Raw genomic sequence first — 14,522 nt, forward strand, 5'->3', positions numbered from 1 at the left:
TAATTCTAATACTTATAAAATAAAGGAGATGCCATGCTACAATTTTCCATCAATAAAGCTTTTTTCCTACAAGCCTTAAATGCCACCAAGCGAGCTATTTCAAGTAAAAATGCTATCCCTATTTTGTCTACAATTAAAATTGAGGTTAAGAAAGATTATTTGACCCTGACAGGGTCAAATGGTCAAATTTCAATTGAGCATACCATTGCAAGTTCTCAAGAAGATGCAGGACTTTTAATTACGACACCAGGTGCCATCTTACTTGAAGCTAACTTTTTCATCAATGTTGTGTCAAGTCTGCCTGATGTCAGCCTCGAGGTCACTGAAATTGAACAAAAACAAGTTGTTATTCGTAGCGGTAAGTCTGAAATTATTCTAAAAGGTAAGGATGTTGACCTCTACCCTCGTCTGCAAGAAATTTCAACCAGCAACCCTCTCGTTTTTGAAACCAAAGTGTTACGTCAGTTGATTGCAGAAACAGCCTTCGCAGCTAGCACTCAAGAAAGTCGTCCGATTTTGACTGGTGTGCATCTGGTGTTATCTCATCATCAAGAGTTCAAGGCTGTCGCAACAGATTCTCACCGCTTGAGCCAACGTCAAATCAGCTTGGAAAAAGCCAGCGATAACTTTGATGTGGTTGTTCCTAGTCGTTCCTTAAGAGAATTCTCAGCAGTCTTTAATGATGAGGTTGAGACAGTTGAAGTCTTCTTCTCTAGCAGCCAGATGCTTTTTAGAACAGAAACTATTTCTTTTTACACGCGCCTGCTTGAGGGGAATTATCCCGATACCGACCGCCTCTTGACAAAGACTTTCGACACAGAAGTGGTCTTCACCACTAGCAAACTTCGTCAGGCTATGGAGCGTGCTCACCTCATGTCTAATGCGACTCAAAATGGGACAGTAAAACTTGAAATCACAGGTAAGGCTGTCGCTGCCCATGCTAATTCGCCAGAGGTTGGTCAGGTTCACGAGGAACTTGATACCGAGAGTATCTCAGGCAGTAAGTTGACCATCAGTTTCAACCCGACTTATTTGATTGATGCCCTCAAAGCCATCAAGAGTGAACAGGTCACTATTCGCTTTATCTCTCCTGTTCGTCCCTTTACCCTCACTCCTGCTGATGATAGTGAGAACTTTATCCAACTCGTGACGCCTGTGCGCACCAATTAAACAAAAGCTCCTCGTGGGCTTTTTTGGTAGATAGATGACAGTATATATTCTTTACAATCCCTCTTCTGGCAATGGCAGAGCTACTCAGCTGGTTGCTACCCTCAAGAAGACCTATCCAGAACTCTCCTATGCTTTATTTGCCACAGATAAGGCAAAACTGATGAGAAAAGACATGTCAAGACTATTCTGAGCCAATTTGAGCCGTCTAGGGACCGTTTCCTCATCATCGGTGGAGATGGGACCTTGTCCAAGTCTTTGAGTTACTGGCCAGCTGAGCTTCCCTTTGCCTACTTACCAGCAGGTTCTGGTAATGATTTTGCTCGTTCGCTAGGTGGTCTCACGATGGCACAGGTCATGAGGTCACTGCTCAACCATGCTCCCAAAGCCACCACTGTTCTAGCCAATGACCAGCAAGTGGTGGTGAACAGCCTAGACGCTACCTATGCTGCTCAGACTGTGGCTTTATCTGAGCAATCAGGACTTAAAAAGGGCTTGAACTGTTTTTCTATGGGCAAGTTAGCCTATATCTTACTAGGAATTAAAGCCCTCTTTGTCACTTGCCCTGTGTCTGTCCGTCTGACGGTTAACGGTCAACTTGTTGACCTTGATAATCTCTTTTTCTTCTCTGTGTCTAATAACACCTTTTTCGGTGGTGGGGTGACCATCTGGACGAGCAGCCATGTGACAAGAAAGGAAATGGTCTGTGTTTGGGCAAAGGATAGAGGGATTTTTGGCAATTTACTGACCTTGGTCCCCATTCTTTTGAAAGGTCACGAGAAAAGCAAACACCTCTCTCACTTAGTAGGGCAAGAGGTGGAGATAGAATTTGAAAAGCCTGAGCTTGTTCAGATTGACGGTGACTTGACAGAGTTGTCAAGTATTAATTTGATCTGTCAGACCAGGTGGATTTATAGTTAAAGGAGAATCAGATGTATCAATTAGGATCCCTTGTGGAAATGAAAAAGCCCCACGCCTGCACCGTCAAATCAACTGGTAAAAAAGCCAACAGCTGGGAGGTGGTGCGTGTAGGAGCTGACATCAAAATCAAATGCACCAACTGCGAGCACATTGTTATGATGAGCCGCCATGATTTTGAGCGGAAGATGAAGAAGGTACTACAGTTATAAAAGCTATAACTATGCGGTTTTTAGAGGATTATGCAATGGATAGTGGCGTAAGATGTTGCTAGTTTTTCAGCCGAAAATGGCTTATACTAGCCTTATCACGTTAAAAGGAGAATTACTCATGAAACACCATCCCTTATTACAATCGATAATGCTAACGGTCACTTTTTTATTAGGTTCTATAGGATTAGCATATTTTGATATTCCAAGTCCTTTAATTGATTTGCTGATGAATAGTTTTGCTGTTGTCCTTATTTACTTTTTTACCGTAATATTTGACAAAACAAGGTTATCAGTTTTAAAGATGACTTGGACCAAAAAATCAGCTAAGGGATTTTTAGTTTCTCTGATGCTAACAGCCCTTCCTGTTGTGACGAGTGCTGTGATAGCTCGACTAGTATTTCATGAAAAGCCTTTTTTAATTCGTGGAACAGTTAATGCTACTGCTATTATTTTTACCTTGATTATGTTCTTTGCTGAGGCTTTTATCAAACAAGGGTTTCCAGAAGAATTGATTTTTAGGGCTTATATATTAAATAGATTGAAAACTCGATATAGCCAATTAACTTCTATGATTTGGTCAGTCCTTCTCTTTACAGCTATTCATGCAATCCACCTGTTTAAGGAAGGTATTTGGATGGGTTTATTGGTCATGGGATATGCGTTTAGCTTTGCTTGTCTGGCTAGCTTACTAACCATTATATTTGATACGAGCTGGGCAGCAGTTGCTGTTCATGGGGGTATTCATTGGTGGACAGCTGTTATGCTGCTATTTGGTGTTTCTGAAAGTCCAGCGACAATAGCTATGCAGAGCACCTTTTTATTGATGCTATCCTTGTATCTCTTTTACCAATTTAAACCTAATATTGTTGGAGGTTGATGTGATTAAATTACCTGAACAACTCAAACAGCTAAGAGCCAGTCATCACCTGTCTCAAGATGATTTGGCAAAGGAATTATTTGTCTCTCGTCAAACGATTTCTAAATGGGAAAACGGGGAATCAACTCCTGATTTAAATAGTCTAGTAACACTGGCCAATCGGTTTGAGGTGAGTTTAGATGAGCTGATTATTGGAAAGTCATCATCATCAAAGCGTATCATTGAACGTATTATCGAAAAAGAAGCTCCTTCCCAAATCACTTTCTATCATTTCGTCAGTGATCCTAAAAATCGTTGGTTAGTGATTTCAATCTTAATTTTACTCTTTATTGCTATTATGAATTTTGGTACATAAACACTATATTTGTCTCTGTCAACTGCTGGTTGACACCTTAAAATATTTGCTTGCCAATTATTTTTGGGCTATACTAGACTTATCAAGAATACAGGAGAGTTTCTATGACCATATTTTCAGAGCAGTTAAAACAGGCAAGAAAGGCTAAGAACTTATCACAAGAGGACTTGGGAAATCAACTGTTCTTGTCACGGCAGTCTATTTCCAAATGGGAGAAGGGAGACGCAACACCTGATCTTGACAATCTTGTCAAGTTGGCGTCAATCTTAGACCTGAGTCTGGATGAGCTGGTGCTTGGTAAGGCACCTGAAGTCAAGATTGAGCGAATTGTCGAAAAATCTGCTTCTACTTGGACAGTTAAAAAGGTTATCATACTTTATTGGATTATCATTGGTAATCTCTTACTGACTCTACTGCTTTATATTCTTTTAGCGATATTTAAAATTATCCCTTCGACATACTACTAAGTTATCCCCTGAGCTCATGCAGTTCAGGTATTTTTTTATGGTCTAAAAAAGGTCTGCACCTGCTCAAACTCAGTGTTGTCAAGGGTTGCAACCAGATGGAAAACCTTTAGTTGACAGCAAAAGTGCTGGAATGTTTAGCACTACTAGGCTATACTGGGAGCAGAAAGAGCAAGGAGGGTTAGAGGATGACTGCTACTTAATTGACAAACAAATAATGTTTGAGACACAGCACATCAATTTAGGAGGTTCTTATGCAACTTGATTTACATCAGATTTCTAAGCGGTATGGTTCTAAAATCGTCCTTGACCAGATTTCTGCTCAGCTGACCCCTGGCCTCTATGGACTTCTGGGGGCTAACGGAACTGGTAAGACTACCCTGCTTAACCTGCTCTGCCATTTCACCAACCCCGACAGCGGAACCATCGAGCTGGACGGTAAGCGTGAGGCTAGCTACTTTTATGAGCAGGTAGGTTTTCTGCCCCAGCACTTTAGCTATTATGGAAACTTTACAGGTCTGGACTTTCTACTCTACATAGCAACCTTAAAAGGCATGCCTAAAAAACAGGCCAAAAAAGAGGCTGACCACTTGCTGCGACTGGTTGGGCTTTACGATGTCCGTCGCAAGCGGATTGCGACCTACTCTGGCGGCATGAAGCAGCGGCTAGGCATCGCTCAAGCTCTACTCAATGATCCGAAAATTCTGATTTTGGATGAGCCGACGGTGGGGCTCGATCCCAAGGAGCGGGTTAAGTTTCGCAACATTATCAGCGACCTGTCCGCCCACAAAATCATCATTTTATCCACCCACATCGTCTCCGATGTGGAGGCCATCGCCAAGGAGATTATCATTTTGAAAAATGGGCAATTTCTTCAGCAGGGCAGTAGCCAAGAGTTGCTTGCGACCATGATTGGTAAGGTCTGGGAGTTTCCTGTGCCTGACGGTTCACATCTGCCAAGCGGTGACCACCTTGCCGTGATCAATGAGAAAGTGACTTCATCTGGCCGAGTGTTCCGTGTGGTCAGCGATGATCGACCAAGCCAGCAAGCTCAGCTTGTTCAACCAACCTTGGAAGACCTCTACATTTACCACTTTAGAGAGGAGCAAGTCTCATGAGAACTATCTTATCCTTTGAATTGACCAAATTACTCCGTAAAAAATCAGCTCTAGGAGCAGTAACGGTTGCCCTACTAGCCTTACTTGGCTTGTTTTATATGCATTTCTTCTGGAGTCATATTAGTAATGGTTACCACGGTGCTATCGTAAAAGGTAAGGCAGCCGTTGCTATCAATCGGCAGATTGCCGAAGAGCATAGTGGCTATTTATCTGACGATTTAATCAGCTCCATCCTCAATGATTACGCCAAAAATCAACCTGACCTCAAGAAAAAAGGTGTTTACAGCGTGGTTTCTCATTACGCCATCAATACCCTAGTTCCAGAACCAACGGAGATGCTGATTGCCATCAACCAGAGTGATGAGGTGCTCCAATTTGATAACATCAAACTGAAATCTCAGGAAGAGCTAGGATCGCATTTCCCACTTGGGGACTTGAAGCTGGGAAATTTCGCCCCTTGGAACCAACTCTTTCTAGTCAGTAACAGTGCCTATATCCTTGTCTTGCTTTTGTCTGTCTACCTATCTGCCCCTCTCTTTTCTGGTGATACTGCTAAGCAGATGAATCCGCTTCTTTTGACGACCAAGTACGGTCGTAATAAATTGACAGTGGCTAAATTGACAGCTAGTTTAGTGATTAGTACCAGTTTGTTTGTTGCCTTTTATGCCATTATTTTAGCGGTCTTTGCTTGGTATTTTGGGTTCAGCGGCTGGGATACTAGTGTCCAGCTCAACCTTGACTGGATTACGCCTTTTGAAAACATCATGGCCTTTCCAGAGAAATTGACACTTCTGTCAACCTTTGTCAACCTAGTTATTTTTCAGTTTATCGGTCTTATCTTCATCACAGCTGTCAATGCCTTTATCTCCAGCAAAACCAATTCTACCTTGACAACCTTTGCGGTGTCTGCTGGTGCGATTTTTGTACCAAGTTTTCTCCTACAAGTCTTTCAAGGTGGGCTTATTCATAAATTGTTGACCATTGTCTCTGTATCAACCTCTAATACAGCAGGTTTGATGTTACAGTTGTCTCATAAAGGATCTCAAGGCTTTTTCTTGGATAGCTTTTGGTTAAATGGCTTTAGTATTTTGGTCATTAGATTGTTATTAGTGTTTGGACTAGTCCTGTGGACTTATAGAAACTTTAAAAAATCAAGTCATTAAGGACTTGCCACCTTTTGTTGCGTTCTTTCAAGCTATCTGTTTCTTGTTTGCTCAAAGAAATTTGGCTATAATGGGTGTAAAGAAAGCGAGGTTGACGGTATGAATAAATTTCCAGAGCAATTAAAAACACTCCGCACCCAAAAAAGCTGGTCTCAAGATGACCTAGCCAATCAACTCCATCTTTCTCGTCAAGCCATCTCACGATGGGAAAACGGCGAAACCTCACCTGACCTTGACACCCTTGTCAAGTTAGCGTCAATCTTTGAGGTGACCCTTGACGAGCTGGTGACGGGTGTGAAGCCAGTCAATTTTAATGACAAAGTAGAAGAAGATGATGATGAAAATCTTCAACTTTTGAAGGGGAGAGAATTTGTTCTAAATCCTGAGACAGGAAAATATGAAAAAAGAGACGGACTATCTATTTTACTGGATTTATTCTCAGAATATTGGTGGATTTTGCTAGCTGTGATTCCTTGGTTGATTTCCTTTTTCTAAGTTGATAGAAACGTAACTATTGCCACCTTTTGTTGCGGTCTTCCCTGAACTGTTTCTAGGCTGCTCGGGGATTTTTTGATAGAATAAAGGTAAAGAAAGCGAGGTAACTCTGATGAACAAATTTGCAGAGCAATTAAAAGATTTCCGTCATCAAAAAGGTCTATCGCAAGATGACTTAGCTAATCAACTCCATCTTTCGCGTCAAGCCATCTCACGATGGGAAAACGGTGAAACGGCACCTGACCTTGACACCCTTGTAAAGCTATCGTCAATCTTTGAAGTGACTCTAGATGAGCTGGCGACAGGAATCAAACCTGAGCCAGTTATTGTTGAGAAAGTGGTTGAAGTTGAAAAAGAATTTAAAATTCCAGCTGAGTTTCACCAACATCAAGGCTATGGTAAAATGAATGTCTGGGATTTCTTAGAAGATTATTGGTGGGTTATTATACCTATCCTAGGTTATATCGGATGGATATTAGGAAAATAAGCTTGCACCGAGCAAGCTTTTTTGTTGATTTTCTGCTATAATAGTCATGATTGAATTTTTAGATGGAGAAAAAAATTATGGCTTTAACAGCAGGTATCGTCGGTTTGCCAAACGTGGGCAAATCAACCCTTTTCAACGCAATTACCAAAGCTGGTGCGGAGGCGGCTAACTACCCCTTTGCGACCATTGATCCAAACGTCGGCATGGTGGAGGTGCCAGATGAGCGTCTGCAAAAGTTGACCGACCTGATCACACCGAAAAAGACAGTACCGACGACCTTCGAGTTCACCGACATTGCAGGTATCGTGAAAGGCGCTTCTCGTGGGGAGGGGCTGGGCAATAAATTCCTGGCCAACATCCGTGAAGTGGACGCTATTGTCCATGTGGTGCGTGCTTTTGATGATGAAAATGTCATGCGCGAGCAAGGCCGTGAAGACGCCTTTGTCGATCCGATTGCGGATATTGAAACCATCAATTTGGAGCTTATTTTAGCTGACCTTGAAAGTGTCAATAAACGCTATGCGCGTGTAGAGAAGATGGCGCGTACCCAAAAAGACAAGGATTCCGTTGCGGAGTTCACTATCTTGCAAAAAATCAAGCCTGTCCTTGAAGACGGGAAGTCAGCTCGGACGGTTGATTTCACTGATGACGAGCAAAAGATTGTCAAGCAGCTCTTCCTCTTGACCACCAAGCCTATCCTCTATGTGGCCAATGTCGATGAGGACAAGGTCGCAGCCCCTGACAATATCGGCTATGTCCAGCAAATTCGTGACTTTGCAGCGACGGAAAATGCGGAAGTGGTAGTGATTTCAGCCCGTGCCGAAGAAGAAATTTCTGAACTGGAAGATGAAGATAAGACAGAGTTCTTAGAAGCCATCGGCTTGACTGAGTCAGGTGTAGATAAGTTGACCCGTGCTGCCTATCACTTATTAGGGCTTGGCACCTACTTTACTGCTGGTGAAAAAGAGGTGCGTGCTTGGACTTTCAAGCGGGGGATTAAGGCGCCACAAGCAGCTGGTATCATTCACTCCGACTTTGAAAAAGGCTTTATCCGTGCGGTGACCATGAGTTACGACGATCTCATGCACTATGGTAGCGAGAAGGCAGTCAAAGAAGCTGGTCGCCTGCGTGAAGAAGGCAAGGAATACATTGTCCAAGATGGTGACATCATGGAGTTTAGATTTAACGTCTAGCATTTTTCTTAGAGCTATTAGGTGTTAAGTTGTTTTGATAAACCACGCGTTTAATGACTAAGGCTTGCCTACTTATCTTTCAAGAAAAAGATAGACATTTGATGCTTAAATCGGCTGGAACCTTTTTCCAGCCCTTTTGGTGTTTAGATATTGAGGTAAAAAAGATGACAGTTATTCTTATGAGGCACGGACAAGATGAGCAAGGCTATCGTGGTGGCTGGAGTTCGCAAGGATTGACAGCACTAGGAAGAGAGCAGGTTGCTAAAACTGCTGAATCTCTCACTCAGTTGATGATTGACCAGATGATTTCTAGTGATTTGCTACGTGCCCTAGAGACTGCTGACATCATTGCAAAAAAGTGCCAACTATCATTTTCAGTTGATAGTGACTTGAGAGAAATCAATAATGGTGACCTATCAGGATTAGACAATCAGCTGGCAGAAAAATGGTACCCAGGTCTCTATTACAATACCCTTTCCTATCAAGAAGCCTATCCAAATGGGGAAAGCCCAGCAGATTTTTTCAAGAGAGTTTCTCGTTTTTACGATAAACTAAAAACAATGGATCAAACAGTTCTAATTATTACTCATGGTGGGGTTATCAATGCCCTTTACTGCTTCAATAAACAAATTCCACACACCAATAAGTACCAAGAGATTAGCTTGGAACATGGTGAATACTTAATTATAGAAATAGGAGACTAGCATGGTAAAACTCATCGTTGGGTTGGGTAATGTCGGCAGCAAGTATGACCAGACCCGCCACAATGTCGGCTTCATGGCCATTGACAGACTTGTCAAGGACCTTGACGCCACCTTTACAGAAGATAAAACCTTCAAAGCCTATATCGCTAAAAGTGTTATCAATGGTCAAAAGGTCTACTTTGTCAAGCCGACCACTTATATGAACAACAGTGGCCTTGCCGTTCGAGCCATTCTGGCCTTCTACAACATTGACCTCAAGGATTTGATTGTCATCTATGACGACCTTGACATGGAAGTGGGCAAGATTCGCTTCCGCCAAAAAGGATCAGCTGGCGGTCACAATGGTATCAAGTCAATCATTGCTCATATCGGTAGTCAAGAATTTGACCGTATCAAAATTGGTATCGGCCGTCCAAAACCGAATGTCGCAGTGGTCAATCATGTTTTGACAAGATTTGACCAAGACGATTACATCACCATTCTAAATACCTTGGATAAGGTTGACAGTGCTGTCAAATTCTATTTGCAAACCAAGGACTTTGAAAAGACAATGCAGCAGTACAATGGATAAGATGACTTTAATTGACCTGATTGGTCAAAGTAAACCCTTAAAAGAGTGGGCATCCAGCCTTTCTAGCAGAAATCGTCAGCTTGTCATGGGCTTATCAGGGTCAAGTAAGAGCTTGGCTATTGCCTTTGCCTATGAACAGACAAGAGGTAAATTGGTTCTGGTGACCTCTAGTCAGAATGACGCTGAAAAAATAGCAGACGAGTTAGCCAGCCTTATTGGTGAGGAGCATGTCTTCACCTTTTTTGCAGATGATATGCCAGCAGCTGAGTTTATCTTTGCCTCAAAAGACCGGACCCAGTCTCGCTTGACGAGTTTGAACTTTTTGTTAAATCCGTCAGCGACAGGTATTTTAGTGACAACTCTGATTGGCACCAGACTTCATCTGCCAAGCCCTCAACAGTATGAGTCAGCTCAGTTGTCGCTAACGCTTGGTCAGGAGGTAGACCTTGACACGTTTGTCAAGAAATTGTCAACTATGGGTTATACCAAGGTGTCACAAGTCTCCAACCAAGGAGAGTTTGCTAAACGTGGAGATATTTTAGACATTTATGGGTTGACAGATGATCAGGCCTATCGTCTAGAGTTCTTTGGCGATGAGCTGGATGGGATTAGATACTTGGATATTGACAGTCAGAAATCTCTAGATAATCTCGAGCAAGTTGTTATCACTCCAGCAGATACTCTACTTTTTGATGAGCAGGATCGCTTGCGATTGGTGGAGGTTTTGCAGTCAGCTGTCCAGAAGGCTTCTGATGAAGCGCTACCCTACCTCAGTGACCTCTTGTCAACGACAGAGGCTGGTTATCGGCATCGTGATCTTGGAAAATGGCTGTCGCTGCTCTACGAACATCCCCATACCTTGATGGATTACTTGCCGACTGGAACACCCGTTTTCTTTGATGATTTTCAAAAAATCGTTGACCGACATGCTCGCTTTGAATTAGAAGCCGCCAATCTCTTGACAGATGATTTACAACATGGTAAATCTCTGTCAACCTTATCTTACTTTGCCGATAGCTACGCACAGTTGAGAAAATACGAACCTGCTACCTTCTTTTCAACCTTCCATAAGGGCTTGGGCAATATCAAATTCGATCAGTTGTACAATTTTACCCAATACCCCATGCAGGAGTTTTTCAATCAGTTTCCTCTCTTGATTGATGAAATTGCGCGTTATCAAAAACAAGGGTCAACGGTTGTCTTGCAAGCAACAACAGAATCTAGCCTAGAAAAGTTAATAAAAAGTTTACAAGATTATCAATTTGATTTACAATACTGTCAATCTGACAAGCTTTTAAAAGGTCAGGTGCAAGCCACTATTGGTCAACTAACTAGCGGCTTCTATTTTGCAGATGAGCGTTTAGTGGTCATCACTGAACGAGAAATTTTTCATAAAAAAATCAAGCGTCGTCCGCGTCGTCAGAACATCTCTAACGCTGAACGAATCAAAGATTACAGTGAGTTGTCAACAGGTGATTATGTGGTTCACCAGGTTCATGGTGTTGGTCGTTTTTTAGGGATTGAGACCATCAAGGTATCGGGAATTCATCGGGATTATTTAACCATTGAGTATCAACATGCTGACCGGATTTCCATTCCCATTGATCAGATTGACAGCTTGTCCAAGTACGTCGCTAGTGACGGCAAAGTTCCTAAAATCAATAAACTCAATGATGGTCGTTTCCAAAAGGCTAAGCAAAAAGTGTCCAAGCAGGTGGAAGACATTGCTGATGACTTGCTGAAACTTTATGCCGAACGTAGCCAGCTCAAGGGCTTTGCCTTTGCTCCAGATGATGACCAGCAGCGGGAGTTTGATGATGATTTTGCTCATGCTGAAACAGATGATCAGTTACGCTCCATCAAGGAAATCAAGGCTGATATGGAAAAAGATAAGCCCATGGATCGGCTTTTGGTCGGTGATGTCGGCTTTGGTAAGACTGAAGTTGCCATGCGAGCAGCCTTTAAGGCTGTTAACAGTGGCAAGCAGGTAGCTGTTCTCGTGCCGACAACTGTCCTTGCCCAACAGCACTATGACAACTTCCGTGAGCGGTTCGACAATTTTGCTGTTAATGTGGATGTTCTGAGTCGGTTCAGAAGTAAGACTGAACAAATTGACACTCTTGACAAGTTACGTAAAGGTCAAGTTGACATTATTATCGGCACCCATCGTTTCCTATCAAAAGACGTTGACTTCCTAGACTTGGGTCTTTTGGTCATTGATGAAGAGCAGCGCTTTGGTGTCAAGCATAAGGAACGGTTAAAAGAGTTGAAAAGTAAGGTGGATGTGTTGACCTTGACAGCGACACCGATTCCTAGAACCCTTCACATGTCCATGCTTGGTATCCGTGATTTATCGGTGATTGAGACACCACCAACCAATCGCTACCCTGTTCAAACCTATGTGATGGAGACTAATCCTGGCATGATCCGCGAAGCGATTCTTCGGGAAATGGACAGGGGTGGACAGGTCTTCTACGTTTACAATAGAGTTGACACGATTGACAAGAAAGTGTCAGACCTCAAAGACCTGGTGCCAGAGGCAAGCATTAGCTTTGTCCATGGTCAGATGACAGAGATACAACTAGAAAATACCCTGTTGGACTTTATCGCTGGGACTTATGATGTTTTAGTGGCTACGACTATCATTGAAATTGGGGTTGATATTTCTAACGTTAATACCCTCTTTATCGAGGATGCTGACAAGATGGGTCTGTCAACCTTGTATCAACTTCGAGGTCGGGTTGGCCGTAGCAATCGCATCGCCTACGCCTACCTTATGTACCGACCTGACAAGGTCTTGACAGAGGTTTCCGAGAAGCGTTTGGAGGCGATTAAGGGCTTCACAGAACTAGGATCTGGTTTTAAGATTGCCATGAGGGATTTGTCCATTCGTGGGGCGGGTAATATCCTTGGGGCATCACAGTCTGGCTTTATTGACTCAGTTGGCTTTGAGCTTTACAGTCAATTGCTTGAGGAAGCTATTGCCAAAAAGCAAGGCAAGTCAACTGCCAGAGAGAAAGGCAATGCTGAGCTCAACCTCCAAATGGATGCCTACTTGCCATCTGATTACATCACTGATGAGCGACAGAAAATTGCTATTTATAAGCGGATTCGTGAAATCAATAGCCGAGCAGATTATCAGGACTTGCAAGATGAGCTGATTGACCGCTTTGGAGAGTACCCAGACCAGGTAGCCTATCTGATTGAGATTGGTCTGGTCAAGGCTTGTCTGGATGCTGCCTTTGTTGAAAGGGTTGATCGACAGGGGGACCAGCTCAAGGTTGTCTTTGAAAAAGCTTCACTCAAATACTTCCTCACTCAAGATTATTTTGAAGCCCTGTCAGTCACAACACTTAAGGCAACCATTGGTGAGCATGATGGCAAAATCGAGATTGTCTTTAACATCAGACAACTCAAGGATCACCAAATCCTCGGCGAATTAGTCGCTTTTGGTGACCAGCTAGTATTGATTCGGGCAAGGAAAGCTGAGAAAACGAACTGATGATAAATCCCTATACCCCATCATTTACTTCATTTGAACTGAATAACACCCAACTAGCACTTCATCGGACATTTTTAGGGCTCTATGCTGATTCCCAGTAAAAACTAACCGTATCTACTATTTGTCAAGCAACTCCCTTGTCACGGTCTAGTTTCTATAACTATTGTGACCATGTTGAGCAGCTGAAGGTTGAAGTTGAAGATAGGATAGTGCTTGAGTTGATGCAGGGAACGGGTCCCTTGATTAAGCTAGATGATTTGGCATTTGTTGCAGTGACGATTGATTTTGTGACCAAACACCGTGAGTTTTTTGAAGCTTCCTTGATCAAAAGACCCAACCCAGCCTTTATTGACAAGTGGAAACAAGCTATCAAATACCATTTTTATCCGAAATTAGCCATCAGCCACCCCAAAACAGTTGACATCACCTTGGAAATACTAGCATCTGCTGTTGTGTCAACCTTGACTTATCTCCTAAAAAAGCCGACCACGCCTCTCAGTATTGAGGAACTTGGTCAGCTAATTTTTAAAGTGATTGATTAAATTGTTTTGATGGGTTTACCTGTTTGCTGATAGAGCCATTTAAAGATAAAAGCAGGCAGAATAAAGCTGGCGTATTCACCCATCACTCTCCATAATCCCCAACCAAATTTGAGTGAAGAGCCAGGATAGAGCACTAAATCAGCATTATGGAAAGGAAAATCCAGTAGCCAGTGAGAAAAAGCTACTAAAGTAGTTGACAGGCCAATAGTATTATCTTTTCGATAGAAAAAATAGGCTAAGCTACCTGCGACTAAGGAACAAACGATTCCCATTAAGAGCGAGTGATCCCAGTCAATTTGGGTTAAATCAAAGTATAGGTAAGGTTTTGTTTCCAAAATAGGATCTACCCTTGAGATACCTAACATGATGCTAATCCCATTAACAATATCAATGGCTCCTGTTGCCAAAAAAAATCGGCATAACAGGCAATTCAGGTTTTTTAGCCTTAACAGTAGTTGCTAGAGCATAGTGTCCCAAATACATCGTGTATCCTCATTTCGTTTTGATGGACTTAGTTTAATCTTTTTAGAGGAGATTGTGTAGGACACTTTTTTAAAAAGTGTCCGGACATCAATATCGAAGTAAACTTGACAAACCTGGGAGTTTTTATAGCAAACTTGGATGACTCAAAAAAGAAATGGGGTTACTACAGCAAGAGTTGGCATAGAAAATCGATCATCACTCACCTTCAAGTTGTTTGATTAATTTTTTCACTTTTGTAATGATATTCTTTTTCCCTTTAAAAGCATTTCCG

17 protein-coding genes are annotated in these 14,522 nt (G+C 42.4%); 16 read left to right on the plus strand and 1 reads right to left on the minus strand.

All coding sequences use genetic code 11. The features are described from left to right. Window positions 1–33: 33 nt before the first annotated feature. The 16 genes from dnaN to ACERC8_RS04645 all read left to right on the plus strand — a co-directional run bounded on the left by dnaN (window position 34) and on the right by ACERC8_RS04645 (window position 13,768). Window positions 34–1,170 carry a DNA polymerase III subunit beta gene (dnaN, locus tag ACERC8_RS04570; RefSeq protein ID WP_373658711.1) on the plus strand — a complete coding sequence of 379 codons (1,137 nt, stop codon included), beginning with the start codon at window positions 34–36 and terminating at the stop codon, window positions 1,168–1,170. Window positions 1,171–1,204: 34 nt separating this feature from the next. Further along, entirely contained in the window at window positions 1,205–1,360 is a 156-nt protein-coding gene (locus ACERC8_RS04575) for a hypothetical protein (RefSeq protein WP_373658712.1), read from the plus strand. After that, on the plus strand, window positions 1,357–2,088 hold the full coding sequence (locus ACERC8_RS04580) for a diacylglycerol kinase family protein (RefSeq protein ID WP_373658731.1): 732 nt from the start codon (window positions 1,357–1,359) through the stop codon (window positions 2,086–2,088). The genes ACERC8_RS04575 and ACERC8_RS04580 overlap by 4 nt, the downstream gene beginning before the upstream one ends. Window positions 2,089–2,099: 11 nt before the next feature. Then, the gene (locus ACERC8_RS04585) at window positions 2,100–2,297 is read left to right on the plus strand and encodes a DUF951 domain-containing protein (protein WP_373658713.1); all 198 of its coding nucleotides are present in this window, start codon (window positions 2,100–2,102) and stop codon (window positions 2,295–2,297) included. Between the two features lie 118 nt (window positions 2,298–2,415). Then, window positions 2,416–3,174 carry a type II CAAX prenyl endopeptidase Rce1 family protein gene (locus ACERC8_RS04590; protein ID WP_373658714.1) on the plus strand — a complete coding sequence of 253 codons (759 nt, stop codon included), beginning with the start codon at window positions 2,416–2,418 and terminating at the stop codon, window positions 3,172–3,174. Between the two features lies 1 nt (window position 3,175). Next, a complete protein-coding gene (locus ACERC8_RS04595; RefSeq protein WP_373658715.1) occupies window positions 3,176–3,529 on the plus strand; it encodes a helix-turn-helix domain-containing protein in 354 nt (117 codons plus the stop codon). A gap of 104 nt (window positions 3,530–3,633) precedes the next feature. Further along, window positions 3,634–3,996, plus strand: coding sequence for a helix-turn-helix domain-containing protein (locus ACERC8_RS04600; protein ID WP_373658716.1), 363 nt, complete (start codon window positions 3,634–3,636; stop codon window positions 3,994–3,996). A 251-nt stretch (window positions 3,997–4,247) separates the two neighbouring features. Further along, window positions 4,248–5,111, plus strand: coding sequence for an ABC transporter ATP-binding protein (locus ACERC8_RS04605; protein WP_373658717.1), 864 nt, complete (start codon window positions 4,248–4,250; stop codon window positions 5,109–5,111). Beyond that, window positions 5,108–6,274 carry a hypothetical protein gene (locus ACERC8_RS04610; RefSeq protein ID WP_373658718.1) on the plus strand — a complete coding sequence of 389 codons (1,167 nt, stop codon included), beginning with the start codon at window positions 5,108–5,110 and terminating at the stop codon, window positions 6,272–6,274. Before ACERC8_RS04605 ends, ACERC8_RS04610 begins: the two co-directional genes overlap by 4 nt. A gap of 99 nt (window positions 6,275–6,373) precedes the next feature. Next, a complete protein-coding gene (locus ACERC8_RS04615; protein WP_373658719.1) occupies window positions 6,374–6,769 on the plus strand; it encodes a helix-turn-helix domain-containing protein in 396 nt (131 codons plus the stop codon). Window positions 6,770–6,881: 112 nt separating this feature from the next. After that, window positions 6,882–7,256 (plus strand): helix-turn-helix domain-containing protein, encoded by a 375-nt coding sequence (locus tag ACERC8_RS04620; protein ID WP_373658720.1) that lies wholly within the window; start codon window positions 6,882–6,884, stop codon window positions 7,254–7,256. 77 nt (window positions 7,257–7,333) lie between these two features. Further along, window positions 7,334–8,449 carry a redox-regulated ATPase YchF gene (gene ychF / locus ACERC8_RS04625; protein WP_373658721.1) on the plus strand — a complete coding sequence of 372 codons (1,116 nt, stop codon included), beginning with the start codon at window positions 7,334–7,336 and terminating at the stop codon, window positions 8,447–8,449. Window positions 8,450–8,613: 164 nt separating this feature from the next. After that, window positions 8,614–9,153 (plus strand): histidine phosphatase family protein, encoded by a 540-nt coding sequence (locus ACERC8_RS04630; protein ID WP_373658722.1) that lies wholly within the window; start codon window positions 8,614–8,616, stop codon window positions 9,151–9,153. Window position 9,154: 1 nt separating this feature from the next. Beyond that, window positions 9,155–9,724, plus strand: coding sequence for an aminoacyl-tRNA hydrolase (gene pth, locus ACERC8_RS04635; RefSeq protein ID WP_373658723.1), 570 nt, complete (start codon window positions 9,155–9,157; stop codon window positions 9,722–9,724). Continuing rightward, window positions 9,717–13,226 carry a transcription-repair coupling factor gene (gene mfd, locus ACERC8_RS04640; RefSeq protein ID WP_373658724.1) on the plus strand — a complete coding sequence of 1,170 codons (3,510 nt, stop codon included), beginning with the start codon at window positions 9,717–9,719 and terminating at the stop codon, window positions 13,224–13,226. The genes pth and mfd overlap by 8 nt, the downstream gene beginning before the upstream one ends. Window positions 13,227–13,363: 137 nt before the next feature. After that, complete coding sequence (locus ACERC8_RS04645) at window positions 13,364–13,768, plus strand: hypothetical protein (RefSeq protein ID WP_373658725.1); 405 nt, start codon at window positions 13,364–13,366, stop codon at window positions 13,766–13,768. On the opposite strand, the gene ACERC8_RS04650 is transcribed toward ACERC8_RS04645, so the two are convergent. Then, window positions 13,765–14,175, minus strand: coding sequence for a hypothetical protein (locus ACERC8_RS04650; RefSeq protein WP_373658726.1), 411 nt, complete (start codon window positions 14,173–14,175; stop codon window positions 13,765–13,767). The two genes, ACERC8_RS04645 and ACERC8_RS04650, sit on opposite strands and share 4 nt — an antisense overlap. Window positions 14,176–14,522 lie beyond the last annotated feature (347 nt).

The organism is Streptococcus sp. E29BA, assembly GCF_041807805.1.
Taxonomy (GTDB): domain Bacteria; phylum Bacillota; class Bacilli; order Lactobacillales; family Streptococcaceae; genus Streptococcus; species Streptococcus entericus.